The 26918-nt window shown below is 65.3% G+C and carries 23 protein-coding genes; 13 read left to right on the top strand and 10 right to left on the bottom strand.

The window, feature by feature from the left end; all coding sequences use genetic code 11:
• The first annotated feature begins 243 nt into the window (after positions 1 to 243).
• Both IVB24_RS22175 and IVB24_RS22170 read left to right on the top strand, forming a co-directional pair.
• Positions 244 to 1020 (top strand): DUF2497 domain-containing protein, encoded by a 777-nt coding sequence (locus IVB24_RS22175; protein ID WP_247768714.1) that lies wholly within the window; start codon positions 244 to 246, stop codon positions 1018 to 1020.
• A 124-nt stretch (positions 1021 to 1144) separates the two neighbouring features.
• Positions 1145 to 4021, top strand: coding sequence for a valine--tRNA ligase (locus tag IVB24_RS22170; protein WP_247768712.1), 2877 nt, complete (start codon positions 1145 to 1147; stop codon positions 4019 to 4021).
• A 2-nt stretch (positions 4022 to 4023) separates the two neighbouring features.
• Here the strand turns inward: IVB24_RS22170 and IVB24_RS22165 are convergent, their stop codons facing one another.
• Positions 4024 to 4626: a DNA-3-methyladenine glycosylase gene (locus IVB24_RS22165; protein WP_247768710.1), complete on the bottom strand. Its 603-nt coding sequence runs from the start codon at positions 4624 to 4626 to the stop codon at positions 4024 to 4026.
• 130 nt (positions 4627 to 4756) lie between these two features.
• On the opposite strand from IVB24_RS22165, the gene lipA reads away from it, so the two are divergent.
• Both lipA and IVB24_RS22155 read left to right on the top strand, forming a co-directional pair.
• Positions 4757 to 5713 (top strand): lipoyl synthase, encoded by a 957-nt coding sequence (lipA, locus tag IVB24_RS22160; protein ID WP_247768708.1) that lies wholly within the window; start codon positions 4757 to 4759, stop codon positions 5711 to 5713.
• A gap of 18 nt (positions 5714 to 5731) precedes the next feature.
• Positions 5732 to 6199, top strand: a complete 468-nt coding sequence (locus IVB24_RS22155; RefSeq protein ID WP_247768706.1) for a type II toxin-antitoxin system RatA family toxin — start codon at positions 5732 to 5734, stop codon at positions 6197 to 6199.
• A 162-nt stretch (positions 6200 to 6361) separates the two neighbouring features.
• Here IVB24_RS22155 and IVB24_RS22150 read toward each other — a convergent pair whose 3' ends face one another.
• From IVB24_RS22150 to IVB24_RS22125, 6 genes are read right to left on the bottom strand one after another with little or no spacing between them, the layout of a single operon-like run.
• Positions 6362 to 7177 carry a c-type cytochrome gene (locus IVB24_RS22150; RefSeq protein WP_247768705.1) on the bottom strand — a complete coding sequence of 272 codons (816 nt, stop codon included), beginning with the start codon at positions 7175 to 7177 and terminating at the stop codon, positions 6362 to 6364.
• Complete coding sequence (locus tag IVB24_RS22145; RefSeq protein ID WP_166475078.1) at positions 7177 to 8799, bottom strand: b(o/a)3-type cytochrome-c oxidase subunit 1; 1623 nt, start codon at positions 8797 to 8799, stop codon at positions 7177 to 7179. The genes IVB24_RS22150 and IVB24_RS22145 overlap by 1 nt, the downstream gene beginning before the upstream one ends.
• A complete protein-coding gene (locus tag IVB24_RS22140) occupies positions 8786 to 9352 on the bottom strand; it encodes a cytochrome C oxidase subunit II (protein ID WP_140479612.1) in 567 nt (188 codons plus the stop codon). Before IVB24_RS22140 ends, IVB24_RS22145 begins: the two co-directional genes overlap by 14 nt.
• Positions 9349 to 9525, bottom strand: coding sequence for a hypothetical protein (locus IVB24_RS22135; RefSeq protein ID WP_247768703.1), 177 nt, complete (start codon positions 9523 to 9525; stop codon positions 9349 to 9351). Before IVB24_RS22135 ends, IVB24_RS22140 begins: the two co-directional genes overlap by 4 nt.
• 8 nt (positions 9526 to 9533) lie before the next feature.
• Positions 9534 to 10772, bottom strand: coding sequence for a cytochrome c (locus tag IVB24_RS22130; RefSeq protein ID WP_247774153.1), 1239 nt, complete (start codon positions 10770 to 10772; stop codon positions 9534 to 9536).
• 11 nt (positions 10773 to 10783) lie between these two features.
• The gene (locus tag IVB24_RS22125; RefSeq protein ID WP_247768701.1) at positions 10784 to 11491 is read right to left on the bottom strand and encodes a c-type cytochrome; all 708 of its coding nucleotides are present in this window, start codon (positions 11489 to 11491) and stop codon (positions 10784 to 10786) included.
• A gap of 933 nt (positions 11492 to 12424) precedes the next feature.
• Here IVB24_RS22125 and IVB24_RS22120 point away from each other — a divergent pair.
• Positions 12425 to 13204, top strand: a complete 780-nt coding sequence (locus IVB24_RS22120; RefSeq protein ID WP_247768699.1) for a mechanosensitive ion channel domain-containing protein — start codon at positions 12425 to 12427, stop codon at positions 13202 to 13204.
• Positions 13205 to 13209: 5 nt separating this feature from the next.
• On the opposite strand, the gene IVB24_RS22115 is transcribed toward IVB24_RS22120, so the two are convergent.
• Positions 13210 to 13821 carry a CinA family protein gene (locus IVB24_RS22115; protein ID WP_140479618.1) on the bottom strand — a complete coding sequence of 204 codons (612 nt, stop codon included), beginning with the start codon at positions 13819 to 13821 and terminating at the stop codon, positions 13210 to 13212.
• A 4-nt stretch (positions 13822 to 13825) separates the two neighbouring features.
• On the bottom strand, positions 13826 to 15007 hold the full coding sequence (locus IVB24_RS22110; RefSeq protein ID WP_247768697.1) for a bifunctional 2-C-methyl-D-erythritol 4-phosphate cytidylyltransferase/2-C-methyl-D-erythritol 2,4-cyclodiphosphate synthase: 1182 nt from the start codon (positions 15005 to 15007) through the stop codon (positions 13826 to 13828).
• Between the two features lie 283 nt (positions 15008 to 15290).
• On the opposite strand from IVB24_RS22110, the gene dusB reads away from it, so the two are divergent.
• The 7 genes from dusB (at position 15291) to hflX (ending at position 25179) form a co-directional block, all read left to right on the top strand.
• Positions 15291 to 16292: a tRNA dihydrouridine synthase DusB gene (dusB, locus tag IVB24_RS22105; protein ID WP_247774152.1), complete on the top strand. Its 1002-nt coding sequence runs from the start codon at positions 15291 to 15293 to the stop codon at positions 16290 to 16292.
• Positions 16289 to 17464: a nitrogen regulation protein NR(II) gene (locus IVB24_RS22100; protein ID WP_094974255.1), complete on the top strand. Its 1176-nt coding sequence runs from the start codon at positions 16289 to 16291 to the stop codon at positions 17462 to 17464. The genes dusB and IVB24_RS22100 overlap by 4 nt, the downstream gene beginning before the upstream one ends.
• Positions 17465 to 17473: 9 nt before the next feature.
• Positions 17474 to 18916 (top strand): nitrogen regulation protein NR(I), encoded by a 1443-nt coding sequence (ntrC, locus tag IVB24_RS22095; RefSeq protein ID WP_028144677.1) that lies wholly within the window; start codon positions 17474 to 17476, stop codon positions 18914 to 18916.
• 510 nt (positions 18917 to 19426) lie between these two features.
• Positions 19427 to 21844 (top strand): PAS domain-containing sensor histidine kinase, encoded by a 2418-nt coding sequence (locus IVB24_RS22090; RefSeq protein WP_247768695.1) that lies wholly within the window; start codon positions 19427 to 19429, stop codon positions 21842 to 21844.
• A 17-nt stretch (positions 21845 to 21861) separates the two neighbouring features.
• Entirely contained in the window at positions 21862 to 23232 is a 1371-nt protein-coding gene (locus IVB24_RS22085; RefSeq protein WP_094974183.1) for a sigma-54 dependent transcriptional regulator, read from the top strand.
• Positions 23233 to 23539: 307 nt separating this feature from the next.
• Positions 23540 to 23788, top strand: a complete 249-nt coding sequence (gene hfq / locus IVB24_RS22080) for an RNA chaperone Hfq (RefSeq protein ID WP_007591126.1) — start codon at positions 23540 to 23542, stop codon at positions 23786 to 23788.
• An 11-nt stretch (positions 23789 to 23799) separates the two neighbouring features.
• Positions 23800 to 25179 (top strand): GTPase HflX, encoded by a 1380-nt coding sequence (hflX, locus tag IVB24_RS22075; RefSeq protein ID WP_162406499.1) that lies wholly within the window; start codon positions 23800 to 23802, stop codon positions 25177 to 25179.
• 38 nt (positions 25180 to 25217) lie between these two features.
• On the opposite strand, the gene mazG is transcribed toward hflX, so the two are convergent.
• Complete coding sequence (mazG, locus tag IVB24_RS22070; protein WP_166475082.1) at positions 25218 to 26036, bottom strand: nucleoside triphosphate pyrophosphohydrolase; 819 nt, start codon at positions 26034 to 26036, stop codon at positions 25218 to 25220.
• Between the two features lie 137 nt (positions 26037 to 26173).
• Here mazG and queC point away from each other — a divergent pair, with 137 nt between their 5' ends.
• A complete protein-coding gene (gene queC / locus IVB24_RS22065; protein WP_247768693.1) occupies positions 26174 to 26887 on the top strand; it encodes a 7-cyano-7-deazaguanine synthase QueC in 714 nt (237 codons plus the stop codon).
• Positions 26888 to 26918: the final 31 nt, after the last annotated feature.

Below are 26918 nucleotides of genomic sequence, written 5' to 3'. Positions count from 1 at the left end.
ATCGTCAAATTCCCTGACATAGCCTTGGCAAGACGATGCGGGTCGATTCGGCTCGCATTGATGCTGCGTGCGTAAAGCTTGAGTACCGGGGGCAGGGGCGCACCGCTGTACGTTGAGCCGTGATCTGGGGACAAGTCGGGCTGCCGCGACGAAAATGTCGGGCCACCCATCCGGAACCGGCCAATCCCGTCGTGCTTGGTGTAAAACAACGCATGCGAGGGCGTTGATGATGTGGAGTCGGAGATGACGCAGCCTGCAAAGGTCACAGAACCCTCGATGGAGGAGATTCTGGCCTCGATCCGGCGCATCATTGCCGACGATGAAGCCAAGCCGCCGCCGGCAGAAGCCGCCAAGCCAGCGCCGGCCGCGGCTGCGCCAAAGCCGCAGGTCATGAACGACATTCCGCCGTCCAAGGTCGCAGCCGGTAAACCGGCCGCCGAGAAGCCCGCACCAGCCCCCGCCGCAAAGCCGGCTCCGCCTCCGCCAGCTGCCCCTGCGGCGGATGCGTCAAACAACCAGGACGATATCGACGCTCTGCTGGCAGGGCTTGATGCGGCCACGCCTGCGCCCGAGGTCCGCGCGCCGGAACCCGAGCCTGAGCCGGAGCCTGAGCCTGAGCCTGAGGCCGACGTGCTCGAACTGACCGACGAGATGGCGATGGACCCGACGCCGCCTCCGCCGCCGCCGAGCTTCCGCAAGGTCGAGCCGCGCGACGATCTCGAATTCGCCGAATCGCCGCCGCGCCCGACGCCGCCGCCGTCCTACGCGCCGGTGGACTTCGACGCGCCCCCGGTGCCGCCGCAGCAGCCAATCCTGGCGCAATCGACGGTCTCGGCGGTCGAATCCGCCTTCAATTCCCTGGCCCATACGGTGCTCAGCAGCAATGCGCGGACGCTGGAGGATTTGGTCAAGGAGATGCTGCGTCCGATGCTGAAATCCTGGCTCGACGACAATCTGCCGGGCATGGTTGAACGCATCGTGAAGGCCGAAATTGAGCGGGTCTCGCGTGGCGGCCGCTGACACGGCCCTGCGGCCCCGATAAAGCCCTGCTCCTACGGCATATTCGGCCTGCGGATCGGGCCGGAAAGCCGCTGCCGCTGAGCTTCCCGTTGACTTGACCCGCGCACGCGGCTTTCTAGCGCCCATGATCGAGAAAAATTACCAGCCCGCCGATATCGAAGCCCGCATGTCCGTGGTGTGGGAGGACAGCCTTGCGTTCAAGGCCGGCCGTCCCGACCGCAGCGACGCCGTGCCCTTTACCATCGTGATCCCGCCGCCGAACGTGACGGGCTCGCTGCACATGGGCCATGCCCTCAACAACACGCTGCAGGACATCCTGTGCCGGTTCGAGCGCATGCGCGGTCGCGACGTGCTGTGGCAGCCCGGCACCGACCACGCCGGCATCGCCACCCAGATGGTGGTCGAGCGGCAGCTGATGGAGCGCCAGCAGCCCGGCCGACGCGAGATGGGCCGCGAGAAGTTTTTGGAGCGGGTCTGGCAGTGGAAGGCCGAGAGCGGCGACACCATCATCAACCAGCTCAAGCGGCTCGGCGCCTCCTGCGACTGGTCGCGCGAGCGCTTCACCATGGACGAGGGCCTCTCGAAGGCCGTCGTCAAGGTGTTCGTCGAGCTGCACCGTGACGGCCTGATCTACAAGGACAAGCGGCTGGTGAACTGGGACACCAAGCTGCTCACCGCGATCTCGGATCTCGAAGTGCAGCAGACCGAGGTCAAGGGCCACCTCTGGTATCTGCGCTACCCTATCGAAGGCAAAACATTCAGCCCCGAGGATCCCTCGAGCTTCATCGTCGTCGCCACCACGCGCCCCGAGACCATGCTCGGCGATACCGGCGTTGCCGTGCATCCGGACGACGAGCGCTATCTGAAGCTGGTCGGCAAAAACGTGATCCTGCCGCTGGTCGGCCGCAAGATTGCGATCGTCGCAGACGACTATTCCGATCCGGAAAAGGGCTCGGGCGCGGTCAAGATCACGCCGGCGCACGACTTCAACGATTTCGAGGTCGGCAATCGCCACGGCCTCGCCCGCATCAGCGTGATCGACCGGGAAGGTTGTCTCGATCTCGTCGACAACGAGGACTATCTGCGCGACCTGCCGGAAGGCGCCGCGCAGTTCGCCGAGGAATTCCACAAGGTCGACCGCTTCGTCGCGCGCAAGCGTATCGTCGAGCGGCTGGAATCGTTCGGCTTCGTCGAGCGGATCGAGCCGCACACCCACATGGTGCCGCACGGCGACCGCTCCAACAGCGTGATCGAGCCGTACCTGACCGACCAATGGTATGTCGATGCCAAGACGCTGGCAAAGCCCGCGATTGCGGCGGTGCGTTCGGGCGAGACGAATTTCGTGCCGAAAAACTGGGAAAAAACCTATTTCGAGTGGATGGAGAACATCCAGCCCTGGTGCATCTCGCGCCAGCTCTGGTGGGGCCACCAGATCCCGGCCTGGTACGGTCCGGACGGCAAGGTGTTCGTCGCCGAGACCGAGGAGGAGGCCGTTAGCCACGCGCTCGGCTATTACGTCGAGCAGGAAGTCATCACGGCCGAGCAGGGCCGCGAGATGGCGCTCGACCGCAACAAGCGCGAAGGCTTTATCACCCGCGACGAGGACGTGCTCGACACCTGGTTCTCTTCGGCGCTGTGGCCGTTCTCGACGCTCGGCTGGCCCGCGGACGCGCCCGAGGTGCAGCGCTACTATCCGACCAATGCGCTGGTGACCGGCTTCGATATCATCTTCTTCTGGGTCGCCCGCATGATGATGATGGGCCTGCACTTCATGAAGGAGGTGCCGTTCTCGACCATCTACATCCACGCCCTCGTCCGCGACGAGAAGGGCGCCAAGATGTCGAAGTCGAAGGGCAACGTCATCGATCCGCTCAACCTGATCGACGAATACGGCGCGGACGCGCTGCGCTTCACGCTGGCCGCGATGGCGGCGCAGGGGCGCGACATCAAGCTCGCCACCAGCCGTGTCGAGGGCTACCGCAATTTCGCGACCAAGCTGTGGAATGCGTCGCGCTTCGCCGAGATGAACCAGTGCGCCGTGCCCGACGGTTTCGAGCCGGCGAAGGCCAAGGAGACGCTGAACCGCTGGATCGCGCATGAGAGCGCGCACACCACGCGCGAGGTGACCGAGGCCATCGAAGCCTATCGCTTCAACGATGCGGCCGGTGCGATCTACCGCTTCGTCTGGAACGTCTATTGCGACTGGTATGTCGAGCTCGCAAAGCCCGTCCTGCTCGGACCGGACAGCCCGGCCAAGGACGAGACCCGCGCCATGGTCGCCTGGGCCCGCGACGAGATCCTGAAGCTGCTGCACCCCTTCATGCCCTTCATCACCGAGGAGCTGTGGGAAGTGACGGCCAAGCGCGACGGTTTGCTCGCATTGGCGCAATGGCCGTTGAAGCCGGCCGAGCCGACGCCGGAGCAGCTCGCAATGCTTGCTGCGGCGGCCGGACCGACCGATCCGCTGGTGTCGCCGATGCTGGTCATGCCGATCTTCGACCATGCCGACTTCACCGATCCCCAGGCGGAAGCCGAGATCGGCTGGGTGATCGACCTGATCACGCAGATCCGTTCGATACGTGCCGAGATGAACATTCCGCCGTCAACGCTGACGGCGCTGGTGCTGGTCGGCGCGTCCGCCGAAACCAGGGAGCGCGCGCCGCGCTGGACCGAAATCATCAAGCGCATGGCGCGTCTCTCGGACATCTCCTTCGCCGACCGCGCGCCCGACGGTGCGGTCCAGCTGCTCGTGCGTGGCGAAGTGGCCGCGCTGCCGCTCAAGGGCGTGATCGACGTCGCCGCCGAGCGCACGCGTCTCGACAAGGAGATCGGCAAGGCCGACGCCGATATCAAGCGCGCCGAGTCCAAGCTTGCGAACGAGAAATTCGTCGCCAACGCGGCCGAGGAGGTCGTCGAGGAGGAGCGCGAAAAGCGTGAGGCCGCGCTGGCCCGCAAGGCCAAGCTGCTCGAGGCGCTGGAGCGGCTGAAGCAGGCCTCGTAAGCCTATTTCGGAAACGGCTTGCTCAGAAACTTCGAGCCCCTGACGCCATAGCGCCAGGGCAGCTCGACCGCCTTGGTGATGCCGATCCGGATGCCGGCCACCACCTCGACGTCTTCCGTCCGCGCATGCAGCACGATCGGCGGTCGATCGAGGGGCAGGGTGTTGTGGGCGATGGTGATGCCGAGCGCCTCGGTCAGCTTGCCCGGGCCCGAGCACAGCGCGTGCACATCCTGGAGATGGCGGCGGCGGCGCATCGCCGCCAAGCCATGTGTCGGCTCCAGCGCGCGGATCAGCACGGCGGCCGCTGAGCCAGCCTCCTCGCAAACGAAGTTGACGCACCAATGGATGCCGTAGGAGCGGTAGACATAGGCATAGCCGGGCGGGCCGAACATGATCTGGTTCCGCGGCGTCGGCCCGTTGAAGGAATGCGCCGCCGGTTCGGTATGATGATAGGCCTCGACCTCGACGATGAGGCCGCCGACGCCGTCTACCAGCATGGTCGCACCGATCAGGTCCGGCGCGACCTGGCGGACGTCGCGATCGAAAAAGGCTCGCTTCAGGACCTTGCCGAGCCGCGGTGTGGAAGTCTTCGATACTGGAGCCATTCGAGGTGAGAATCGCCTGAGAACAGAGCAGGATATTGCCCATATCTGCCATGTTCCCTGAAGCGGCGCGAGCCGGGTTGCGGCAGGCAGGCAGACAGACTAGGTAGGACCTGAACAGACCGGACAGACCATGGTCGTTATTGTCGATACCATCACGAACCCGCTGCGCCCGCGTCACCCTGAAAAGGTGAATCGTCCCGACTCCGCTTCGCCGCCGAAGCCGGACTGGATTCGCGTGCGCGCGCCCAACACCCGCGGTTATGCCGACACCCGCAATATCGTGCGGTCGAACGGCCTGCACACGGTGTGTGAGGAGGCGGGCTGCCCGAATATCGGCGAGTGCTGGGACAAAAAGCACGCAACCTTCATGATCATGGGTGACACCTGCACCCGGGCCTGCGCCTTCTGCAACGTCAAGACCGGCCTGCCGAACGCGCTGGATGCGGCCGAGCCGCGGAACGTCGCGGGGGCCGTGGCCAAGCTCGGCCTTGCCCACGTGGTCATCACTTCTGTCGACCGCGACGATCTCGCCGATGGCGGCGCCGAGCATTTTGCCGAGACCATCCGCGCAATCCGCACCGCGTGCCCCTCGACCACGATCGAGATCCTGACGCCCGACTTCCTGCGCAAGGAGGGGGCGCTCGAGGTGGTCGTTGCTGCCAAGCCCGACGTCTTCAACCACAATCTCGAGACCGTGCCGTCGCGCTATCTGACGGTGCGGCCGGGCGCGCGCTACTTCCATTCGATCCGGCTGTTGCAGCGGGTCAAGGAGCTCGATCCCACCATCTTCACCAAGTCCGGCATCATGGTCGGCCTCGGCGAGGAGCGCCACGAGGTGCAGCAGGTGATGGACGATCTGCGCTCGGCCGACGTCGATTTCCTGACCATCGGCCAGTATCTGCAACCGACCCGCAAGCACCACGCCGTAATGCGCTACGTGCCGCCGGACGAGTTCGCCTCCTACGAAAAGGTCGCCTATACGAAGGGATTCCTGATGGTGTCGGCGAGCCCGCTCACGCGCTCGTCGCATCATGCCGGCGAGGATTTTGCGAGACTGAAGGCCGCGCGGGCCGCCAGCGCCCGCTGAACCGCCATCTGAGTCACCATGCCCAAATTTTCGAGCAAGCGCCGTGTCAATCACAGCGCCTCCGAGATGTTCGATCTGGTCGCCGACGTCGAGCGCTATCCGGAATTCGTGCCGCTGTGCAGCGCGCTGAAGGTGCGCCAGCGCATGGCGAAGCCCGACGGCACCGAGGTGCTGGTCGCCGACATGACGGTGTCGTTCAAGCTGGTCAGGGAATCCTTCACCAGCCGCGTGAGCCTCGACCGTGCCAACCTGACGATCTTGGTCGAATATCTGCAAGGTCCGTTCAGCAATCTCGAGAATCGCTGGACGTTCGAGCCCAAGGGCGAGGGCGTCTGCGACGTCGGGTTCTACCTCGCCTACGAGTTCAAGAGCCGCATGCTGGCGCTGCTGATGGGCTCGATGTTCGATGCTGCCTTCGCGCGGTTCTCGACCGCGTTCGAAAAGCGGGCGGACGCGATTTACGGGCGCAAGCTGGCGCCGTCGTAACCAGTGGCAACTCTCGTGTCCCGGACGCGGTGCAACGCGGAGTGTTGCTGCGTAGAGCCGGGACCCATGGCCGCAGTCTCCTCGCGTGGATGGATGGGCCCCGGCTCTGCAGCGCACCGTTGAAGGAGCGCTGCGCTGCGTCCGCGGCACGAGCTCCCCACTTCAATCCACCGCCTTCACCACGTTCGGCGGCTGCGAGGCATAATACGCCGCGGCCGCCTCGATCTCCTGCGGCGTCATTGCGCGCGCGATGTTGCGCATCTGCTGGCTGATGTCGTTGCGCCGTTCACCGGAGGCGAAGGCGTGGAGCTGAGCCTTCATGTAGGCCTCGGATTGCCCTTCCAACCACGGGCTGCCAGTCTTGTTGTCGAGGCTGCCATGGCAGGCGCCGCAGGGGGCGATGCCACGCATCGGCGCGCCGTAGATGACGATGTTGGGCTTCGGCAGTTGCGGCGTCGGATGATAGGCCGGAAGCCGCGGCAGATAGGCGTAATAGTTGGAGAGATCGGCAATCTCCTGGTCCGTCAGGTTGACCGCGAACGGCGACATCACGGCGTTGGTGCGTGCGCCGGAGCGGAAATCGTGCAGCTGTTTGTAGATCACGGCCGCATATTGGCCGGCGAGATTGGGCGAGTCCGCGCGGCTGACGCCGGTCGGGCCATGACAGATCGCGCAGCGCTGCGCCAGCGTCGCGCCGCGGCCAATCGCTTCCTGGCTCGGGCGCGACAACGTATTCGAGGTCAGCACGACCTCCGACAATCGTTTTGCCTGTTCGGGCGCCGTCACACTGGCCGCCCGCTGCGGCACGCCGGCGGCACTGCAGATCGCGTCCCAGACATTAGCGAATTGCACCCAGGGCTGCGCGAAGGGCAGCACGATGAAGCCCGCAATTGCCGTCACGATCAGGATCGCGGCGGTGATGCCGACGCCAATCCTGAAATGGCCGTTGCGGAGGGTGAAGAGGTCGCGCGTGCTCATCACTGCGCTCCCACATAGACGGCCGGCACCGAGGTGCCCGAACTCAGCGCCAGATTCAGGATCGGATAGCCGTAATTAGTCAGCGTGAGACCGATCATCAGCGCGACCCACAGCGCGTGGGTGTTGAGCGCGACCGGCACGGTCGCCGGCTGATGCACGGCCAGCGCGAAGCGGTAGGGGCCGGGGTCAATCTTGGACGTACGCATGCCACGCGCCAGGATGACGATGAACATGATGCCCGACGCCAGCAGGATGAAGCCGCCGATCGCCGACAGGGTGACGGAGAGTGCCTGCGGCGCGATCGCGGGATCGCCGAAGTCGAAATAGGCCATGCGGCGCGGCATGCCCAGAATGCCGACCCAGTGCCACGGGAACGTCGTGACGATCATGCCGATGAACCACAGCCAGAGCTGGGTCCGGATCAGCCTGACATCGATCAGCTCGCGTCCCGTTAAGTGCGGCCACAGATCATAGGCGATGGCGAAATACATGATCACGATGGCGCCGCCGAAGATCAGGTGGAAATGGCCGGTGATCCACTGCGTGTTGTGGATCGACGCATCGAGCTGATAGCTCATGTTGATGAGGCCACCGGCGCCGCCAAAGCCGAGCATGACGAACGAGAACGCCAGCGCCAGCATCATCGGATTGTCCCAGGGCAGGGCCCTGATCCAGCCGAACATGCCGCGGCCGCCCCTCAGTCGCGCCGCGATCTCGACCGAGGCGCAGATCGTGAACACAGTCAGCAGCGTCGGCAGCGCGACCAGTGCCGTGAAGGCGGAATGGATGAACTTGAAGCCGGCGCCGACCTGCGGGTCGGCAAAGGTGTGATGCATGCCGATCGGCATCGCCACCACCAGGAACAGGATGAAGGAGATTCGTGCCATCGAGTCGGAATAGACCCGGCCTCCGATCGCGCGCGGCACGATGGTGTAATAGGCGATGTAGGTCGGCATCAGCCAGAAATAGACGATGGCGTGCAACGTCCACGAGAAGAACACGCGAGCGAGGCCGGCATCGATGGTGTTTTTCAGGCCGGCCGCGACCGGAATGATCTGCAGCAGCAATTCGAGCGCGGCGCCGACCGCGGTCCAGGCCCACAAGTACGAACCCGCAACATTGGCGAACATAGCGAGCGGTACCGGGGCGCCGGGATGGGCCTTGCGCCAGACGCGCAGATTGACCGACATCAGCGCGACCCAGATCCACGAGCCGACCACGACCAGGACGACGCCGAGATAATAGAAAACGTTACCGATCAGCGGCGGGTAAAACGTGTAGAGCACCGAGGCGCGGCCGAGCGCGATCGGGATCACCGCCATGATGCTGCCGATCACGATCAGCCAGAAGCCGGTCCAGGCCCAGCGCACGCCGACCAGGCGCTGCTGCAGCGCGGCTTCACTGATGGCGTAGCCGAAGCCCATCGCGACCAGCGTCGGGAAGACGTAGCCCATCACCGTGCCGTGCGCGGTCAGCGACCGGTAATAGAGCTCGGGATTGGACAGCCAGGTGCCGATCGGGCTGCGGATGAACATCTGCCACGCGCCGAGCGTGAGCGCGATGCCGAATACGGCGAAGGCCAGCCAGAAATGGGCGAGGATGAGCTTCCTATTGACCAACACAGCTCAGCCTCCCGCCACCCTTCGCGCGATCGGCGAATTCGGCCTTGTCGATCACCTTGACCTTGCCCCACATACCCTCATGGCCGAAGCTGCAAAACTCCTGGCAGGGCATCAGATAGTCGCCGGTCCTGGTGAAGCGCATCAGCTGCTCGGAGATATAGCCCGGCACCAGCATGGTGTTGACGTTGGTGGCCTGGATCAGGATGCCATGCACGACGTCGGCGCTGGTGGCCCGCAGCGTGATCGGCGTGTCGGCGGGAACCACGATGCAGGCCGGCGTGAAGGAATATTGCTGGCCGATCGCGCGCACGGTCACGGTGCCGTTGGCCTCGAGCACGCTGCCGAGATTGCTCTCGACGAACTCGCCCGAGAGATGAATTCGCGACGGGTCGATGGTCTCGACGCGCGGCTGCGGCATGGTGGCGCGATGGATGCCGGCGAAGGCCGCCAGCAACGCCATCATCACGACGATGATCACGGCGATGGTGGCCCAGCGCCGCTCGACGCGGGCCGCGACCTCGGCGCTGGCGTGATGCGTTTCCTCTGCGCTCATTGCAGCGATCCGCGCGGCAGGAAGACGAACAGATAGAAGGCGAACCACATCGCGACCACGCAGGCGGTGGCGATGCCGGCCAGCATGATCGCGCCGGACGGGCCCTGCGCGACGACCTCCTCGACGGCCTGGTCGGCGGTGGCCGGGCTGGTCGGCGGATCGGAGTTGAACATGCGGCCTCTCAGTTCAGCGGTGCGGAGCGTAGCTCGTTGGCCTCGCGCGCCGCGACCGGCGTGCCGCGATTGCCCCAGGCGGTGCGGATGTAGGAGACGACGGCGGCGATCTCGTTGTCGGACAACAGACCCGCAAACGGCGGCATGCCGTAGGGCATCGGGTTGCCCTTGGTGCCTGGCGGATAGCCGCCATTGAGCACCATGCGGATCGGGTTGACCGCCGACTGCATCTCGATCGACTGGTTGTTGGCGAGCGGCGGCCAGTGCGGCGGCTTGCCTTCGCCCTGCGTGCCATGACAGCTCGCGCAATGCTTGTCGTAGACGGTCTTGCCGAGACTGATCAGCAGGCTGCTTTCGGTGGTCGGCAGCGCTGTAGCTGCCGCCGGCGGCGACGAACCCTCGGCGATGCCCTTGAGGTACACTGCCATGGCGCGCGTGTCCTCGTCGTTGAGATATTGCAGGCTGTTGTGCACGACCTCGGCCATCGGGCCGTAGACCACGCCGCGCATGGAGACGCCGGTCTGGAGCAGGTCGGTGATGTCCTTGATGCTCCAGTCGCCGAGCCCGGCCTCGCGGTTCGACGTGAGCGAGGGCGCGTACCAGTTCTGCATCGGGATCAGGCCGCCCTTGAAGGCATCCGATTGCGAGGTGCCGCCGAGCGCGTTGATTGGCGAATGGCACATGCCGCAATGGCCGAGGCCTTCGACCAGATAAGCGCCGCGATTCCATTCCGCCGATTTCTTCGGATCGGGCTTGAACTCGCCCTCGCTGAAGAACAGCGTGCGCCATCCCAGGATGAGCTGCCGGTTGTCGTAGGGAAAGCGCAGCTCGTGCGGCTTGTTCTTCTGGCTCACCGGGGCGATCACGCGCAGATAGGCGTAGATCGCGTCGCTGTCGGCGCGCGTGACCTTGGTGTAGGACGCAAACGGCATCGCCGGATAGATCAGCCCGCCGTCCGGAAAGCGGCCGCTGTGCATGGTCTTGTAGAAATCGTCGGCGCTCCACTTGCCGATTCCCGTGTCCGGGTCCGGCGTGATGTTGGAGGTGTAGAGCGTACCGAATGGCGTCGGCATGGCACGGCCGCCGGCGAACAGGCGGCCCTCCGGCGCGGTGTGGCACGCCGTGCAGTCGCCGGCTCGCGCCAGATATTCGCCGCGCGCGATGATGTCGCTGCTCTTGTCCTGCGCCTGCGCGGCCGGCGTGAGCGCGGCGAGAGCGAGCAGTGCGATCGACAGTTTCGAGCCCATCATCCGCCTCGTCAGTTGGGCTGACTGCCGCACCCGAAGGGCAGCGCGTAGGTGCCTTTCGGGACGGGAGCAGGGTTTGCAGGGGCCGGGCGTGTCGCAAGCCAGGCGGCGACTGCGGTGACGTCGGCCTCGGTCAGATGGCCGGCGACAAGCTGCATGCAGTCGGGCGACTTCGCCGTGCGGGTGCCGTAGCGCCAGGCGCCGAGCTGGGCGCTGATGTAATTGGCGCGCAAGCCGAGCAGACCGGGGATGCCGGGTTGCATGCCTGCGAGTCCCGGGCCGTGACAGCTGACGCAGGCCGGAATGTTGCGGCCGGCATCGCCGCTGGTGGCGAGCTGCTCGCCCAGCGCCAGCACGTCCTTGCTGACCTCGCTCGGAGCCGGCTGCGGCAGCGGCGGATGCTCGCCGGCAAAATACTCTGCCATCGCCTCGAGATAGGGATCAGGCAGAAACTCCAGCAGATAGTTCATCGGCGGGTATTTGCGGCGGCCGCTGCGGAAGGCGAGCAGCTGGTTGTAGAGATAGCCGGCCGGCTTGCCGGCAAGCCGCGGGAAATAGACGTCGCTGGTGCCTTCGCCCTTGTTGCCGTGACAGGGTGTGCAGGCCTCGACCCGTGCCGCCATCGTATCAGGCGGCTGGCTCGCCGTTTGTGCGACCGCACCATCAAGGGCGGCCAAGGTGATGATCACGGCGACTGAGGTCGCGGCGCGAGCGAACAATTTCGTCGCCCTCCACTGGGCTGGTCCGGTTGATTCCGGATCACAACGTAGAGCGGCATTATTGCGCCAATATATTCTCGCGCAAGATCGGACACGAGCGAAGGCATTTGGTCGCGCCGTCTGCGTTGCGATTTCGATCGAATTCGACAAACTTGCGTGCTTTTTGGAAAAATGGGCATAACCCCGCAGTCTCGCGACAGGTTCTGTCCGAGTCTTGCTTCATCTCGGCCCCCTCTTTTGTCAGAGGGCGCAGGGAAGACCGGGTGCCGGCTGGCACCCGCGGTCCACTGTGCGAATCCTGCGTGACAAGAAGCTGCACAGCGGCATACAGGTGTAGCCAGGACAACCCGGCCTTCCCTGCGCAGTGGGTTTACGGCTTATGCCGAGCTCTCCCCGGGGAGCGATGCACTATTGCCCCCGTCGCCTTGCAGATCGCTGACATGCGCACCCGGTCGGGCAACACACATCACCGCAAGACTTGACGCACAGACCCCGGGCGTCAGGACGACACGGTTTTGCCGTACGCAGATCACACCGGTCGTGTGCGCGATTGGCTGTCGCTCACGGTTGCCCGCCCTGCGATGCCTTTCGCGCCGATGTGACGAGCGTCCACCACGGCTCACCCCACGTTTCGTGACGATCGCGATACGCCCCTCTGACCGGGGTGAGGTGGCGGCACAGTGCGACAAATCAGAAATTCTGTAAAGGCGAATATTTTGGTGCCGCTGTCTTGCCCTACGGCTGGCGTGTTTTGCCCGTCGGCAGCGCAACGGCTTGTAGCTCGGATGAGCGTAGCGACATCCGGGGGGGGCACGCGGGCGGTGGCCCGGGTCTCACTTAGGTTACCCGGGCTACGAAATTCTGCGGCGCCTATTGCCGGGATCAATTCGCGCCGCGGCGAGTTTGCAACGGATCGTCCGGGTTGGAGCCGCCATGACCATCAATTTCGACACGCTGAAGGCCTCGCTCGTCCTGTATGGCTTGAACGCGCTTTACGCGATCCTCCTGCTCGCCGTCGGCTGGTATCTTTCCGGCGCCATGCAGCGCTTCGTCACGCGCCTGTTGAGCGTCACGCACCGCGTCGACCCGCTGGTGACGCTGTTCGTGGGCAGCCTCGTCCGTTACGGCGTGCTGGCGGTGGTCGGCATCGCCGTGCTTCAGCTGTTCGGCATCCAGACCGCGAGCCTGGTTGCCGTGCTGGGCGCGACATCGCTCGCCATCGGTCTGGCGCTACAGGGCACGCTCTCCAATCTCGCCGCAGGCGTGATGCTGCTGCTGTTCCGGCCCTTCCGCATCGGTGACGATGTCGAGGTGGCCGGCAAGGCCGGCAAGGTGAGGTCGTTGTCGCTGTTCATGACCGAGCTGGTCGCGGCCGACAACACGCAGATCCTGTTGCCGAACGGACAGGTGTGGGGCGCGGCGATCGTCAATCACAGCGTCTATCCCGGCACGGGCGAGGTCAAGGTGGCGTTTCCCGTCCCGGCCAGTGCGGCCAACGCGCTCGCGGATCGCATTCTGAGGGAGCTGCGCAACGATTCCCGCATCGACGCTCAGGCGCAACCGAGCGTCTCCGTCACGAAGGTCCTCGATGTCGGCAATCCCGCGGCGCCGATCCTGGAATTGACCGTCAGCGCGAAGGCGAAACCTTCTGAGGCCGTTGCGGTCAAGCAGTGCGTGCTCGACCACGCGAGCGCGCTGTTGGCGGCAGCCTGAGGCGCTCAACCGCGCGGCGCGCGCGGGGTCCGTCGTTTGGCGACATGCCGGCGGGGCGAGCGGGTCACGCGTGGGCGCAGGCGGGTTACTGCGGCGGCGCGCTTCGGCTTGGCCTGCGCCTGCGGGCCGCGGGCCAGATCCATCAGCATGCGCAGCGCCTCGACCACCGAGCGGGCACGTACGGCGCTGCGGCCGATCGCGCCAAACCGGTGCTCGCGGTGGATGATGCGGCCGTCGCGCGCCGCGGCGGCGAAGTGCACGAGACCGACCGGCTTGCCGGGCGTCGCACCGCCCGGGCCGGCAATGCCGGTGATGGCAACGGCGAGATCGACATCGGCGCGCTCCAGCGCACCGACCGCCATGGCAATCGCGGTCTCCTTGCTGACGGCGCCGAAATTGGCAAGCGTGCCGGCTTCGACCCCGAGCATCGCGCGCTTGGCATCGTTGGAATAGGTGACGAAGCCACGGTCGATCACGTCAGACGATCCGGGGATGTCGGTCAGCGCGCCCGCGACGAGGCCACCGGTGCAGGATTCAGCCGTGGCGATCGTCAGCTTGCGCATCCGGCAGAGGTCGAGCAGCGAGCGGGAGAGGGCACGTGCGTCGCTGCCGGCCATGGCCTTACGCGCTCCAGGGGAGGCGGATGGTGGCGCTGGCGGTGGCGGCGATGCCTTCCTCGCGGCCGGTGAAGCCGAGCCGCTCGCTGGTGGTCGCCTTCACCGCGACGCGCGAGATGTCGACGCCGGAGATCTCGGCGATGCGCGCGCGCATGGTGTCGCGCAACGGGCCGATCTTCGGCCGCTCGCAGATCATCGTGACCTCGAGATTGGCGATGCGGCCGCTGCGCGCCGTGACGCGCTCGATGGCGTATTTCAGGAACTGGTCGGAGGAGGCGCCCTTCCACTTCGCGTCGCTCGGCGGAAAGTGCGAGCCGATGTCGCCGTCGGCGAGCGCGCCGAGGATGGCGTCGACCAGCGCATGGAGGCCGACATCGCCGTCGGAATGGGCGAGAAAACCCCTTGTGTGCGGCACGCGCACGCCGCAGAGCATGAGATGGTCGCCTTCGCCGAAGGCGTGGACGTCGTAGCCGGTGCCGGTCCTGATGTCGCCGAGCTGGGCGGCCAGGCGCGCTTCCTCGCGCACGAAATCCTCGGGAGTGGTGAGCTTCATATTGGCAACATCGCCTTCAAAGGTTGCAACCGTCAATCCCGCCCATTCGGCAATCGCGGCATCGTCGGTGAAATCGCTGCGGCCGTCCTTCGCGGCACGACGATGCGCCTCAAGGATGATGTCGAAACGAAAGGATTGCGGCGTCTGCGCGATGCGCAAGGAAGCCCGCTCCGGCGTGCCCTCGACATCGCCGCCCGCACCGGTGATCTTGATCGTGTCGGTGACGGCGACGACGGGGATCGCCGCACCGGTGCGGCCTGCGGCTTCGATCGCGCGCGAGATCAGGCCTTCCGAGACGAAGGGACGGGCGGCGTCGTGAATCAGGACGACGTCCGGCTTGTGCCTGGCGAGCGCTTCGAGACCGGCGAGCACCGAAGCCTGGCGGGTAGCGCCGCCACTGGTCGGCGCCTCGTGCTTCAATCCTGCGACTGCCGCCGTGAACATGGCGCTGTCATCGGGGTTCACCACCGGCTGTACCGCGAACACGTCAGGATGGCGGCTGAAGGCTTCCATCGCGCGGTAGATCACGGGCACGCCGCCGATCTCGCGATATTGCTTCGGCCCGCCGGCGCCGGCGCGCAATCCCCGTCCGGCTGCGACGAGGACGACTGCGGTGCGTTGTGATTTCGCCATAGGACTCAAATACTCAGTCGGTGATGGAAAGAGTCGGGGAGTGGGGTGATTGCCGCATGCCTCTAGCACGGCAGGCCCGCAAAAAAAGGGGGTTTCCCCGGATTGTTGGAGACAGCATTTTGCTGCACTGCACTTGAAAGATTTGCAGAATTGTCTAAACTGTAGGCATGACGCTTGACTGCACAAGAATTGTGCGCAAGATAGATCATGGCAGGCGCGATGAGGCCCCTGCCCAGTCGACGAGACCCCTGTGACCGGTTCGGCAGTATTCGGCTCTAAGCCGTTGAAAATAGGCGATATTGATGTCGTCACCCCGGTCTTCCTGGCGCCGATGTCGGGAGTGACGGACTCGCCCGTCCGCCGGCTGGCCGCCGAGCTTGGGGCCGGTCTCGTCGTCTCGGAAATGACCGCCAGCGATGAACTCGCCAATGGTCACCGGATGTCCCGGTTGCGCTGCGAAGCCACCGGCATCGGCCCGCACGTGGTCCAGCTCGCCGGCTGCGAGACCCATTGGATGGGCGAGGGCGCCCGGATCGCCGAGGCCGAGGGCGCCGACATCATCGACATCAATATGGGCTGTCCAGCCCGCCACGTCACCGGCGGCCAGTCCGGCTCGGCCTTGATGCGCGACCTCGACCATGCCGTCAGCCTGATCGATGCCACCATCGCGGCGGTGAAGGTGCCGGTGACGCTGAAGATGCGGCTCGGCTGGGACGACCAGACCCGCAACGCGCCGGAGCTGGCACGGCGCGCGGAAGCCGCCGGCGTCAAGCTCGTTACCGTCCACGGCCGCACCCGCAGCCAGTTCTACAAAGGCGAGGCCGATTGGGATGCGATCCGTGCCGTGCGCGAGGCGGTCTCGATTCCGCTCGTCGTCAATGGCGACATCACGACTTACGAGAAGGCGCTCGCGGCGCTCGAGGCCTCCGGCGCCGACGCCGTGATGATCGGGCGCGGCGCCAATGGCCAGCCCTGGCTGCCGGGTCAGATCGGCCGCCGCCTGAAGGGCGGGGCCGAGGAGGCTGTGCCCTCGCTGGACACGCAGCTGCATTATGTCCGCACGCTCTATGAGGGCGTCTGCGCGCTCTATGGTCTGTGCATCGGTCTCAGGCATGCCCGCAAGCATCTCGGCTGGGCCCTCGACGTCGCAGCGCAGGCGAGCCGCGCGCCGGCCGAGAAGCTGAAATCCTGGCGGCAGACAATCCTCACCTCCGAGGATCCGGGCCGCGTCCACCAATCACTGCAAGATGCCTTCGACGACTTCGCATGGAGCGCTGCTGCATGAGCTCAGCTGCTGAACATCGTCGGCCGGTTCCGTCCGACAGCGACGCGATCCTGGATGCCTTGCCCAATCCCGTGCTCATGATCGGGCCGGACGGGAAGATCGTCGCCGCCAACATCGCGACCGAAGCCTTCTTCGACATTTCGACACAGTTTTTGAAGCGGCAGTCGCTGAAAGAGCTGGTGCCGTTCGGCAGTCCCTTGTTGGCGCTGATCGACCAGGTGCGCTCGTCGAACGCGCCGGTCAACGAATACAAGGTCGATCTCGGCACGCCGCGCATGGGCGGCGACCGCCAGGTCGATCTTCACGTTGCGCCGCTGACCGAGCGGCCCGGCCATATCGTGGTGATGCTGCAGGAGCGCTCGATCGCCGACAAGATGGACCGCCAGCTCACCCATCGCAGCGCGGCGCGCTCGGTGATCGCGCTGGCCGCGATGCTGGCGCACGAAATCAAGAATCCGCTCTCGGGCATCCGCGGCGCGGCGCAGCTTCTCGAGCAGCAGGCCTCGTCCGAGGACCGCATGCTGACGCGCCTGATCTGCGACGAGGCCGACCGCATCGTGACGCTGGTCGACCGCATGGAGGTGTTCGGCGACGAGCGCCCCGTGTTGCGCGGCCCCGTCAACATCCATTCGGTGCTCGACCACGTCAAGCGGCTGGCGCAGTCCGGCTTTGCCCGCAACATCCGCTTCATCGAGGACTACGATCCCTCGCTGCCGCCGGTGCTGGCGAACCAGGACCAGTTGATCCAGGTGTTCCTCAATCTCGTGAAGAACGCCGCCGAAGCGCTGATCGACGTTCCCGACGGCGAGATCCAGCTCACCACCGCGTTCCGCCCCGGCGTGCGCCTGTCGGTCCCCGGTCAAAAATCCCGGGTCTCCCTGCCGCTCGAATTCTGCGTGAGGGACAATGGACCAGGCGTACCGGACGATCTTCTGCCCAACCTGTTCGATCCCTTCGTGACCACCAAGCAGACCGGCTCTGGCCTCGGTCTCGCACTGGTCGCCAAGATCATCGGCGATCACGGGGGCATCATCGAATGCGAATCTCAGCCGCGCAAAACCACCTTCCGCGTGCTGATGCCGATGTATTCCACATCGGTGAAACATGCCGATCACGGCAGTCACGACGGCTCTGCCGGGAAGTCGTCGGCTGCATCTCAGGGGGCAAAATGAGGATCAACGATGCCCGCAGGTAGCATTCTCGTAGCTGATGACGACACCGCCATCCGCACGGTTCTCAACCAGGCACTTTCCCGCGCCGGGTATGAAGTCAGGCTGACCGGCAATGCCGCGACGCTGTGGCGCTGGGTCAGCCAAGGGGAGGGCGATCTCGTCATCACCGACGTGGTGATGCCGGATGAAAACGCCTTCGACCTCTTGCCGCGGATCAAGAAGATGCGGCCGAATTTGCCCGTCATCGTCATGAGCGCGCAAAACACCTTCATGACGGCGATCCGCGCCTCCGAGCGCGGGGCTTACGAGTATCTGCCGAAGCCGTTCGACCTCAAGGAGCTGATTGCCATCGTCGGCCGCGCGCTGGCCGAGCCGAAGGAGCGGGTCTCGACGCCGGACGAGGACGCCGAGATGGAGGCGATCCCGCTGGTCGGCCGCTCGCCGGCGATGCAGGAAATCTACCGCGTGCTGGCGCGGCTGATGCAGACCGATCTCACCGTGATGATCACCGGCGAGTCCGGCACCGGCAAGGAGCTGGTGGCGCGCGCGCTGCACGATTACGGCAAGCGCCGCAACGGCCCGTTCGTCGCGGTCAACATGGCGGCGATCCCGCGCGACCTCATCGAATCCGAGCTGTTCGGCCATGAGCGCGGCGCCTTCACCGGCGCCAACACCCGCGCCTCCGGCCGGTTCGAGCAGGCCGAGGGCGGCACGCTATTCCTCGACGAAATCGGCGACATGCCGATGGAGGCACAGACCCGTCTCTTACGCGTGCTGCAGCAGGGCGAATACACCACCGTCGGCGGCCGCACCCCGATCAAGACCGACGTGCGCATCGTCGCGGCCTCCAACAAGGATCTGCGCGTCCTGATCCAGCAGGGGCTGTTCCGGGAAGACCTGTTCTTCCGCCTCAACGTGGTGCCGCTGCGGCTACCGCCGCTGCGCGAACGCATCGAGGACCTGCCCGATCTCATCCGTCACTTCTTCGCGCTGGCCGAGAAGGACGGCCTGCCGCCCAAGAAGCTCGACGTGCTGGCGCTGGAGCGGCTGAAGCAGCATCGCTGGCCGGGCAACGTGCGCGAACTGGAAAACCTCGCCCGGCGGCTCGCTGCGCTCTATCCGCAGGATGTGATCACGGCCTCCGTCATCGACGGCGAGCTCGCGCCGCCCTCGGTCAGCCCGGGTGCAGCCGTGCAGCAGGGCGTCGACAATCTCGGCGGCGCCGTGGAGGCCTATCTGTCCTCGCACTTCCAGGGTTTCCCGAACGGCGTGCCGCCGCCGGGCCTCTATCACCGCATCCTCAAAGAGATCGAGGTGCCGCTGCTCACGGCCGCGCTCGCCGCCACCCGCGGCAACCAGATCCGCGCCGCAGACCTGCTCGGCCTCAACCGCAACACGCTGCGCAAGAAGATCCGGGACCTCGACATCCAGGTGTATCGGAGCGGGGGATAGCTCTTCCGCGACGAACGCTAATCACGCTTGCGCGGACGGTGGCTCGGCTCCCCCTACCAGAGCGGAGCCGAGCCTGTCCGGATCGCGCTGGCCGTTGTGGCTGACGCGGTGAGCAGAAGTCGGTATCGGGCCTGAACGTTCCACTGAAAGAGGACGATCTCGGCTTTTTGATCCGCTAAGCGCATCGCCACTCCTATCTGACCAAGCGGGCTGATGTCGGCAGCATGGCCAAGTCAGCCGGCTCCTGCAGACCCGGGCCGTTGACCAGCAGGTCAGAGGCCACGATCAGTAGCAGCACAGCGGAAGTCATTATCGCGAGAAAGATCCTGTCCATGCCGGATCAAGCCGGAACGGCCCGAGTCTGTTCCCGCTGATCCGGCATTGCCCTGTGGATGCGCCGGTCCGTCGCGGCGAAGGCGCCGCGGAATTGTCGCAATTCGGCAACAATGTGGTACGAATACATCAGTGGCCGCCAATCGCGGACCCGTTTTCAGCATCGCCATTGCCGGAATGACCAGCGCAGACACCTCGGCCGCACACTTTGACACGGCACCAGCGGAAGAGCCCCGGCGTTGGTCGGCGCGGCGCTGGCTGGCGCCCTTTGCCGTGGTGCTCGCGCTGCTCTCGGCCTTCCTGACCTTCCTGGTTCTGACCGGCCTGACCACAATCGACCCGACGCCGGCGGTGGTCCGCTCGATCTACCTGACCAACGCGGCCACGATCCTGCTGCTGGTCGGCATCATCATCCGCGAGCTCTGGCAGCTGATCCTGGCGCGGCGGCGGGGCAGGGCGGCGGCGCGGCTCCATGTCCAGATCGTCAGCCTGTTCTCGATCGTGGCGGTGCTGCCGGCGGTGTTGGTCGCCGTGGTCGCCAACGTCACCATCGAACGCGGCCTCGACCGGTTGTTCTCCGGCCCGACCAAGGAGGTGATCCAGAATTCGCTGACGATCGCGCGGGCCTATATGCAGGACCATGCGCAGCTGATCCGTGGCGACATTCTCGGCATGGCCAACGACATCGCGCATGCCCGGCCACTCTACGACCAGGATCGCCGCTCGTTCCGGGAGATGCTGAGCGCCAGCGCCGCTTCGCGCAACCTGCCGGGCGCGATGATCATCGACAAGAACACCAACATCCTGGAATCCGCCGACACCGGGATGCGGCTCGCCTATTCGCCGCCCGCGCCGGACTTCCTCAGCAACGTCAACGAATCCGAGCCCGAGATCGCGATCCTTCCCGATGCGAGCTACGTGGCCGCGGTGATCCGGCTGCGCGCCTTCAGCGACACCTTCCTCTATGTCGCCCGCCCCCTCGATCCGAATGTCGTCAATCAGGTCAAGCAGACCGAGGTCAGCGTCGCCGAATACGCCCAGATCGAGTCGCGCCGGCTCGGTATCCAGGTGGCCTTCGCGCTGATGTTCGCCGTGATCGCGCTGACCATCCTGATGGCCTCGGTGCTGATCGGCCTCAACTTCGCCAATTCGTTGGTCTCGCCGATCCGGCGGCTGATGAACGCGGCCCACACGGTCTCGACCGGCGACCTTAATGTCAAGGTGCCCGTGCAGCAGTCGGAAGGCGATCTCGCCCAACTGGGGGAGACCTTCAACAAGATGACGCAGGAGTTGCGCAGCCAGCGTGATGAGCTCGTCAACGCCAGCGACCTCATCGACAGCCGCCGCCGCTTCATCGAAGCGGTGCTGTCTTCCGCAAGCGCGGGCATCATCGGCGTCGATACATCAGGCAGCGTCGGCATTTTGAACCGCTCGGCGGAGAAGCTGATCGGGCACTCCGAGGCGGAGACGCTCGGTCATCCGCTCTCCGACGTGTTGCCAGAGCTCGACGAGACGATGACCGCGGCGCGGGAAGGGAGCCAGCGTCTGGTGCAGGGCCAGATCACGATCACCCGCGACGGCACCGAGCGCAATCTCTCGGTCCGCGTCAGCGCCGAGAAGAACCAGCCGCACGACAGCTACATCATCACGCTCGACGACATCACCGAGTTGGTCTCGGCGCAGCGCACCTCGGCCTGGGGCGACGTGGCGCGGCGCATCGCCCACGAGATCAAGAACCCGCTGACGCCGATCCAGCTCTCGGCCGAGCGCATCCGCCGCAAGTTCGGGAAGGACATCACCGAGGCCAAGGACAAGCAGATCTTCGAGCAGTGCACCGACACCATCGTGCGCCAGGTCGACGACATCCGCCGCATGGTCGACGAGTTCTCGCGCTTTGCTCGGATGCCGAAGCCCGTGATGGAGGGCGAGGACGTCGCCGACGCGGTGCGGCAGGCGGTGTTCCTGATGAAGGTCGCCCATCCCGAGATCGATATCGAGGTCGAGTTCAAAGACGATCCGCTTCGCGCCCAGTTCGACCGGCGGCTGATCTCGCAGGCGGTCACCAACATCGTCAAGAACGCCACCGAGGCGATCGAGCAGGTCCCGCCCGAGGAGCTCGGCAAAGGCCGCATCGACGTCGTGGTGTCGCGCCAGGGCGAGGACGTGCTGATCGACGTCATCGACAACGGTATCGGCCTGCCCAAGGTCGCGCGCTCGCGGCTGCTCGAGCCCTATGTGACGACACGCGCCAAGGGCACCGGCCTCGGCCTTGCCATCGTCGGCCGCGTGCTGGAAGACCATGGCGGGCGCATCGAGCTGAAGGATGCTTCCGACTTCCGCGCGGGCCAGCGCGGCGCCTGGATGCGGATGCGCTTTGCGATCTCGGGCCTGCCCGCGAAGGCCGAGGGAGCCGAGCAGGCCCCGGTGGGAGCCGAACAGGCCCCGGCGGCCGCGGTCAAGGACGCAACCGGCGGGCAGGCTGGCGCTCCTGTCAAGGACCTGGCGCAGGAAACAAATAAGCCGGCGGCCGAAACCAAAGAGGCCGCTGAAAAGACCAATGATTCAACGAAAATCGAAGCCTCAACAGGCAGCTGACAAGACAGGCGCGACCCATGGCTAGTGAAATTCTGATTGTCGATGACGAAGCCGATATTCGCGATCTCGTTGCGGGCATTCTCGAGGACGAGGGTTTCGTCACGCGGACCGCACGCGACAGCGACTCCGCGCTGGCTGAAATCGGCAACCGCAGGCCGCATCTGGTGTTTCTCGACATCTGGCTGCAGGGCTCGAAGCTCGACGGCTTGCAGTTGCTGGAGCAGGTCAAGAAGGATAATGCCGACCTGCCGGTCGTGATGATCTCCGGCCACGGCAACATCGAGACCGCCGTCGCCGCGATCAAGCGCGGCGCCTACGACTTCATCGAAAAGCCGTTCAAGGCCGACCGGCTGATCCTGGTCGCGACCAGAGCGCTGGAGAACTCGCGGCTCAAGCGCGAGGTCAAGGAGCTGAAGCAGCTGGCGCCGAGCGCCAGCTCGCTCGTCGGCCGTTCGCCCAGCATGAATCAGCTGCGCCAGACCATCGAGCGCGCCGCGAAGGCCAACAGCCGCATCCTGATCGTCGGTCCCGCCGGCGCCGGCAAGGAATTGACGGCGCGCACGCTGCATACGGCCTCGGGCCGGGCCGACGGTCCCTTCGTCGTCATCAACGCAGCCGCGATCACGCCCGACCGCATGGAGCACGAGCTGTTCGGCGTGGAACAGTCCAACGGCGAGCAGGCGCGCAAGCCCGGCGCGCTCGAGGAAGCCCATGGCGGCACGCTGTTCATCGACGAGATCGCGGACATGCCGCGCGAAACCCAGAACAAGATCCTGCGCGTGCTGGTGGAGCAGTCGTTCCAGCGCGTCGGCGGCACCGCCAAGATGCAGGTCGACGTCCGCATCATCTCCTCGACCGCGCGCAATCTCGAAGAGGAGATCGCCGCCGGCCATTTCCGCGAGGACCTCTATCATAGGCTGTCGGTGGTGCCGATCCGCGTGCCTGCGCTGTCGGAGCGGCGGGAGGACATCCCGGAATTGATCGATTATTTCATGGAGCAGATCTCGGCCGGCAGCGGCCTGCCCAAGCGGCAGATCGGGCAGGACGCGATGGCGGTGCTGCAATCGCACGTCTGGCCGGGCAATGTGCGCCAGCTCCGCAACAACGTTGAGAGAGTCATGATTCTGGCTGCGGGCGGACCCGAGGTCATTATCACCGCTGACATGTTGCCGCAGGATGTCGGCTCCATGGTGCCGGCGATGCCGACCAGCAACAATGGCGAGCACATCATGGGCCTGCCGCTGCGCGAGGCCCGCGAAGTGTTCGAACGCGACTATTTGATTGCACAGATCAGCCGTTTTTCAGGAAATATTTCTCGCACAGCCGAGTTCGTTGGCATGGAACGGTCGGCGCTGCATCGAAAGTTGAAAGCACTCGGTGTCGGCTGACCCGTTTTCGTACCACGCAGGGCACCGGTTCGCGTTGGGAAAACGCCGTTAAAACAAGATTCTAACGCCGCGACGTCACCTTATGCGTAAAGCGAGGAAATTGATCGAATTCCGTAGTTTTTCGGGGCAGTACGGCGCCGGCTGCCGCTTGAAGCGGCTTGCCTAATAAGTCCACCTGTCCTCTAATCGCACGGCTGTTCCTTCCGAGGGGGATCTCATGAGGAACGGCAACCGGGAGAGGCCCCGAACGTCACAAAGAGGGCCGCAACCGGCGCAATAAAAAGAAACTCAAAGCGAGAAAAAAACAATGGCGGCAGACCGCGCACAAAACCTGCAGGACACCTTCCTCAACCACGTTCGCAAAACCAAGACGCCACTGACGATCTTTCTGGTCAACGGAGTGAAGCTCCAGGGCATCGTGACCTGGTTCGACAATTTCTGTTTGCTGCTTCGGCGCGACGGTCATTCGCAGCTCGTCTACAAGCATGCGATCTCGACCATCATGCCGGGTGCGCCGATCCAGTTGTTCGAAGGTGGCGAGGATCAGCCGGCTTGAGAGTGATCTGATTGGAACCCCGGAATTTCGACGGGGATGCCGACCGTCCGCGGTCGGCAGGGGCTAAGCAGACGGGGCGGGTGCTTGTCATCGGCCCCTATTTGCGGGTGCGCGCAGGCGGTGCCGACGCGCAATCGGAGAGTCATATCCAACGCAATGCCGAAGCCCGGCTCGATGAAGCCGCCGGCCTCGCGCGCGCGATTGATCTCGTCGTTGCAGACGCAATCATCGCGCCGATCAACCAGATCCGCCCCGCGACCTACATTGGCAAGGGCAAGGTCGAAGAGATCGCCGCGCTGGCCAAGAGCCTCGATGTCGAGCTCGTGGTGATGGATTGCGCGCTGGCACCGATCCAGCAGCGCAATCTCGAGAAGGAGTTGCAAGCCAAGGTGCTCGACCGCACCGGGCTGATTCTGGAAATCTTCGGCCGCCGCGCCAAGACCAAGGAAGGTTCGCTCCAGGTCGAATTGGCGCATCTCAACTATCAGCGCTCGCGCCTGGTGCGCTCATGGACCCATCTGGAGCGCCAGCGCGGCGGCTTCGGCTTCATGGGCGGTCCCGGCGAGACGCAGATCGAAGCGGACCGACGCCTGATCCAGGAGCGCATCTCCAAGCTCGAAAGCGAGCTGAAGAAGGTGCAGGCGACGCGGCGACTGCATCGTGCCGGCCGCCAGCGCGTGCCGTATCGCGTCGTCGCGCTGGTCGGCTACACCAATGCCGGCAAGTCGACGCTGTTCAACCGCCTGACCCGCGCCGATGTGCAGGCGGCGGATATGCTTTTTGCGACACTCGATCCGACCTTGCGCGCCCTCAACCTGCCGCATGGCGGCAAGGCTATGCTGTCGGACACCGTCGGCTTCATCTCCAACCTGCCGACCCAGCTCGTCGCCGCGTTCCGCGCCACGCTGGAGGAGGTGCTCGAAGCCGACGTCATCCTGCATGTGCGCGACATATCCCATGAAGATGCCGAGGCCCAGCAGAGCGACGTCGATGCCGTGCTGCGCCAGCTCGGCATCAACCCTGATGACAGCGGCCGCATCATCGAGGTCTGGAACAAGATCGACCGCTACGATTCCGAGCAGCGCGAGGAGCTTTTGAACATCGCCGCGCGCAGGCCGGAGGATCATCCCGCGATGCTTGTGTCCGCCGTGTCAGGCGAGGGCGTCGACGCCTTGCTCGCCGCGATCGAGGAGCGGCTGGCGGCCAAGCGAACCACGCTCGACCTCTCGATCGACGCCGCCGATGGCGCCGGCATCAGCTGGCTGCATCGCAACGCCGAGGTGCTCGCGAAAGAGCTGCACGACGGCCGTTTTGATATGACCGTGAGGGTGGACGAGACCAAGCGGGATATCGTGGTGTCGAGGTTCGACGCGGTGCCGCGCGTGGCTTGATCCCGAGGGTGCGATGATGTCCACTGGGTATCCTCGTATCAGGTAGCCGTCTTCGCCGCATTCCACAGTGCATCCATCTCAGCCAGCGACGCCTGCTCCAGTGTCCGGCCCTGCGCCTCAAGCGCCCGTTCGATATAGGCGAAGCGCCGCTCGAATTTCGCATTGGTCGCGCGCAACGCGGCTTCCGGATCGGCGTCAACATGGCGGGCGAGATTGACCAGGGCGAACATCAGGTCGCCGGTCTCTTCCGCAAGCCCCTCGCTGTCGTTGCGGTCGAGCGCGGCCTCGATCTCGTCGGCTTCCTCGCGGATCTTGGCCAGCACCGCGCGCGGGTCGTTCCAGTCGAACCCGACGGTGGACGCTTTGCGCTGTAGCTCCATGGCCCGCGTCAGCGCGGGCTGGCCGGCCTTCACGCCCGACAGCAGTGATTTGTGAGGTGGCGTTGCCTCCGGCGGCCGGCGCGCGGCGCGCTCGGCTTTCTCCTCGGCCTTGATGCGGTCCCAGACTTCCTTGACGTGGGAGGCGGCGAGATTGCCGTCCTTGTCGACGAAGACGTGAGGATGGCGGCGGATCATTTTTCGCGTGATGGCTTCGACGACATCGCCGAACGCGAAAGCGTTCTGCTCGGACGCCATCTGGGCGTGGAACACCACCTGGAGCAGGAGGTCGCCGAGCTCGTCCTTGAGATCATCGAGATCGCCACGGTCGATGGCGTCGACCACCTCATAGGCCTCCTCGATCGTGTAGGGCGCGATCGTCGCAAAATCCTGTTCGAGGTCCCAGGGGCAGCCGGTCACCGGCGTGCGCAACGCCGCCATGATCTCGATCAGGCGGGAAATGTCGTGGGAAGGGGTCATTGCGGGACGGTCTCCTGGGTCCAAAGCCTTATGCCAAAAGCGGGCCGCCGTTCCCAGCGCGGGCGCGCGGAACGGGCGGATTTCCAACGAATGGCCGCCAATTGGCGAGGAGCGCCCGCAGTGCTAAAGCGCGGGCCATGAGTGACGCATTTTCATCACAAACCGCGCTGGTCCTGTTCTCCGGCGGCCAGGATTCCACCACCTGCCTCGCTTGGGCGCTGAACCGTTTTGCGCGCGTGGAGACGCTGGGGTTCGACTACGGCCAGCGCCACGCCATCGAGCTCACCTGCCGTGAGCGGCTGTTCGGCGGCATCAAGGGCCTGCGTGCGGATTGGGCGGCAAAACTCGGTGAGAGCCATACGCTGTCGATCCCGACGCTGGCGGCGGTGTCCGAGACCGCGCTGACGCGCGACGTCGCGATCGCAATGGGCGCTGACGGCCTGCCGAATACGTTCGTGCCCGGCCGCAATCTGGTGTTCCTGACGTTCGCCGCGGCGCTGGCCTACCGGCGCGGTATCACGCATATCGTCGGCGGCATGTGCGAGACCGATTATTCCGGCTATCCCGATTGCCGCGACGATACCATCCGCGCCATGCAGGCCGCGTTGTCGCTGGGAATGGCCAGAAAATTCGAGCTGCATACACCGCTGATGTGGATCGACAAGGCCGCGACGTGGCAGCTCGCGCAGGATCTCGGCGGCGAGGGGCTGGTCGACCTGATCCGCGAGCACTCCCACACCTGCTATCTCGGCGAACGCGGCGCGCAGCACGAGTGGGGCTATGGCTGCGGCGAGTGCCCGGCATGCAGCCTGCGGGCGAAGGGATGGCGGGAGTTCGTGGCGGGGCGATAGGAGCCACGCATTTCTCGCGTGCCCGGACGCG

This window comes from Bradyrhizobium sp. 192 (assembly GCF_023100965.1).
Classification (GTDB): domain Bacteria; phylum Pseudomonadota; class Alphaproteobacteria; order Rhizobiales; family Xanthobacteraceae; genus Bradyrhizobium; species Bradyrhizobium symbiodeficiens.
Note: the sequence above shows the minus strand (reverse complement) of the source record. Positions and strands in the feature narration are given on the sequence as shown.

Coding starts and splice junctions, on each gene's coding strand:
- IVB24_RS22175 (WP_247768714.1), top strand. CDS start 244: ATGACGCAGCCTGCAAAGGTCACAGAACCCTCGATGGAGGAGATTCTG.
- IVB24_RS22170 (WP_247768712.1), top strand. CDS start 1,145: ATGATCGAGAAAAATTACCAGCCCGCCGATATCGAAGCCCGCATGTCC.
- IVB24_RS22165 (WP_247768710.1), bottom strand. CDS start 4,626: ATGGCTCCAGTATCGAAGACTTCCACACCGCGGCTCGGCAAGGTCCTG.
- lipA (WP_247768708.1), top strand. CDS start 4,757: ATGGTCGTTATTGTCGATACCATCACGAACCCGCTGCGCCCGCGTCAC.
- IVB24_RS22155 (WP_247768706.1), top strand. CDS start 5,732: ATGCCCAAATTTTCGAGCAAGCGCCGTGTCAATCACAGCGCCTCCGAG.
- IVB24_RS22150 (WP_247768705.1), bottom strand. CDS start 7,177: ATGAGCACGCGCGACCTCTTCACCCTCCGCAACGGCCATTTCAGGATT.
- IVB24_RS22140 (WP_140479612.1), bottom strand. CDS start 9,352: ATGAGCGCAGAGGAAACGCATCACGCCAGCGCCGAGGTCGCGGCCCGC.
- IVB24_RS22135 (WP_247768703.1), bottom strand. CDS start 9,525: ATGTTCAACTCCGATCCGCCGACCAGCCCGGCCACCGCCGACCAGGCC.
- IVB24_RS22130 (WP_247774153.1), bottom strand. CDS start 10,772: ATGGGCTCGAAACTGTCGATCGCACTGCTCGCTCTCGCCGCGCTCACG.
- IVB24_RS22120 (WP_247768699.1), top strand. CDS start 12,425: ATGACCATCAATTTCGACACGCTGAAGGCCTCGCTCGTCCTGTATGGC.
- IVB24_RS22115 (WP_140479618.1), bottom strand. CDS start 13,821: ATGGCCGGCAGCGACGCACGTGCCCTCTCCCGCTCGCTGCTCGACCTC.
- IVB24_RS22110 (WP_247768697.1), bottom strand. CDS start 15,007: ATGGCGAAATCACAACGCACCGCAGTCGTCCTCGTCGCAGCCGGACGG.
- IVB24_RS22100 (WP_094974255.1), top strand. CDS start 16,289: ATGAGCTCAGCTGCTGAACATCGTCGGCCGGTTCCGTCCGACAGCGAC.
- ntrC (WP_028144677.1), top strand. CDS start 17,474: ATGCCCGCAGGTAGCATTCTCGTAGCTGATGACGACACCGCCATCCGC.
- IVB24_RS22090 (WP_247768695.1), top strand. CDS start 19,427: ATGACCAGCGCAGACACCTCGGCCGCACACTTTGACACGGCACCAGCG.
- IVB24_RS22085 (WP_094974183.1), top strand. CDS start 21,862: ATGGCTAGTGAAATTCTGATTGTCGATGACGAAGCCGATATTCGCGAT.
- hfq (WP_007591126.1), top strand. CDS start 23,540: ATGGCGGCAGACCGCGCACAAAACCTGCAGGACACCTTCCTCAACCAC.
- mazG (WP_166475082.1), bottom strand. CDS start 26,036: ATGACCCCTTCCCACGACATTTCCCGCCTGATCGAGATCATGGCGGCG.
- queC (WP_247768693.1), top strand. CDS start 26,174: ATGAGTGACGCATTTTCATCACAAACCGCGCTGGTCCTGTTCTCCGGC.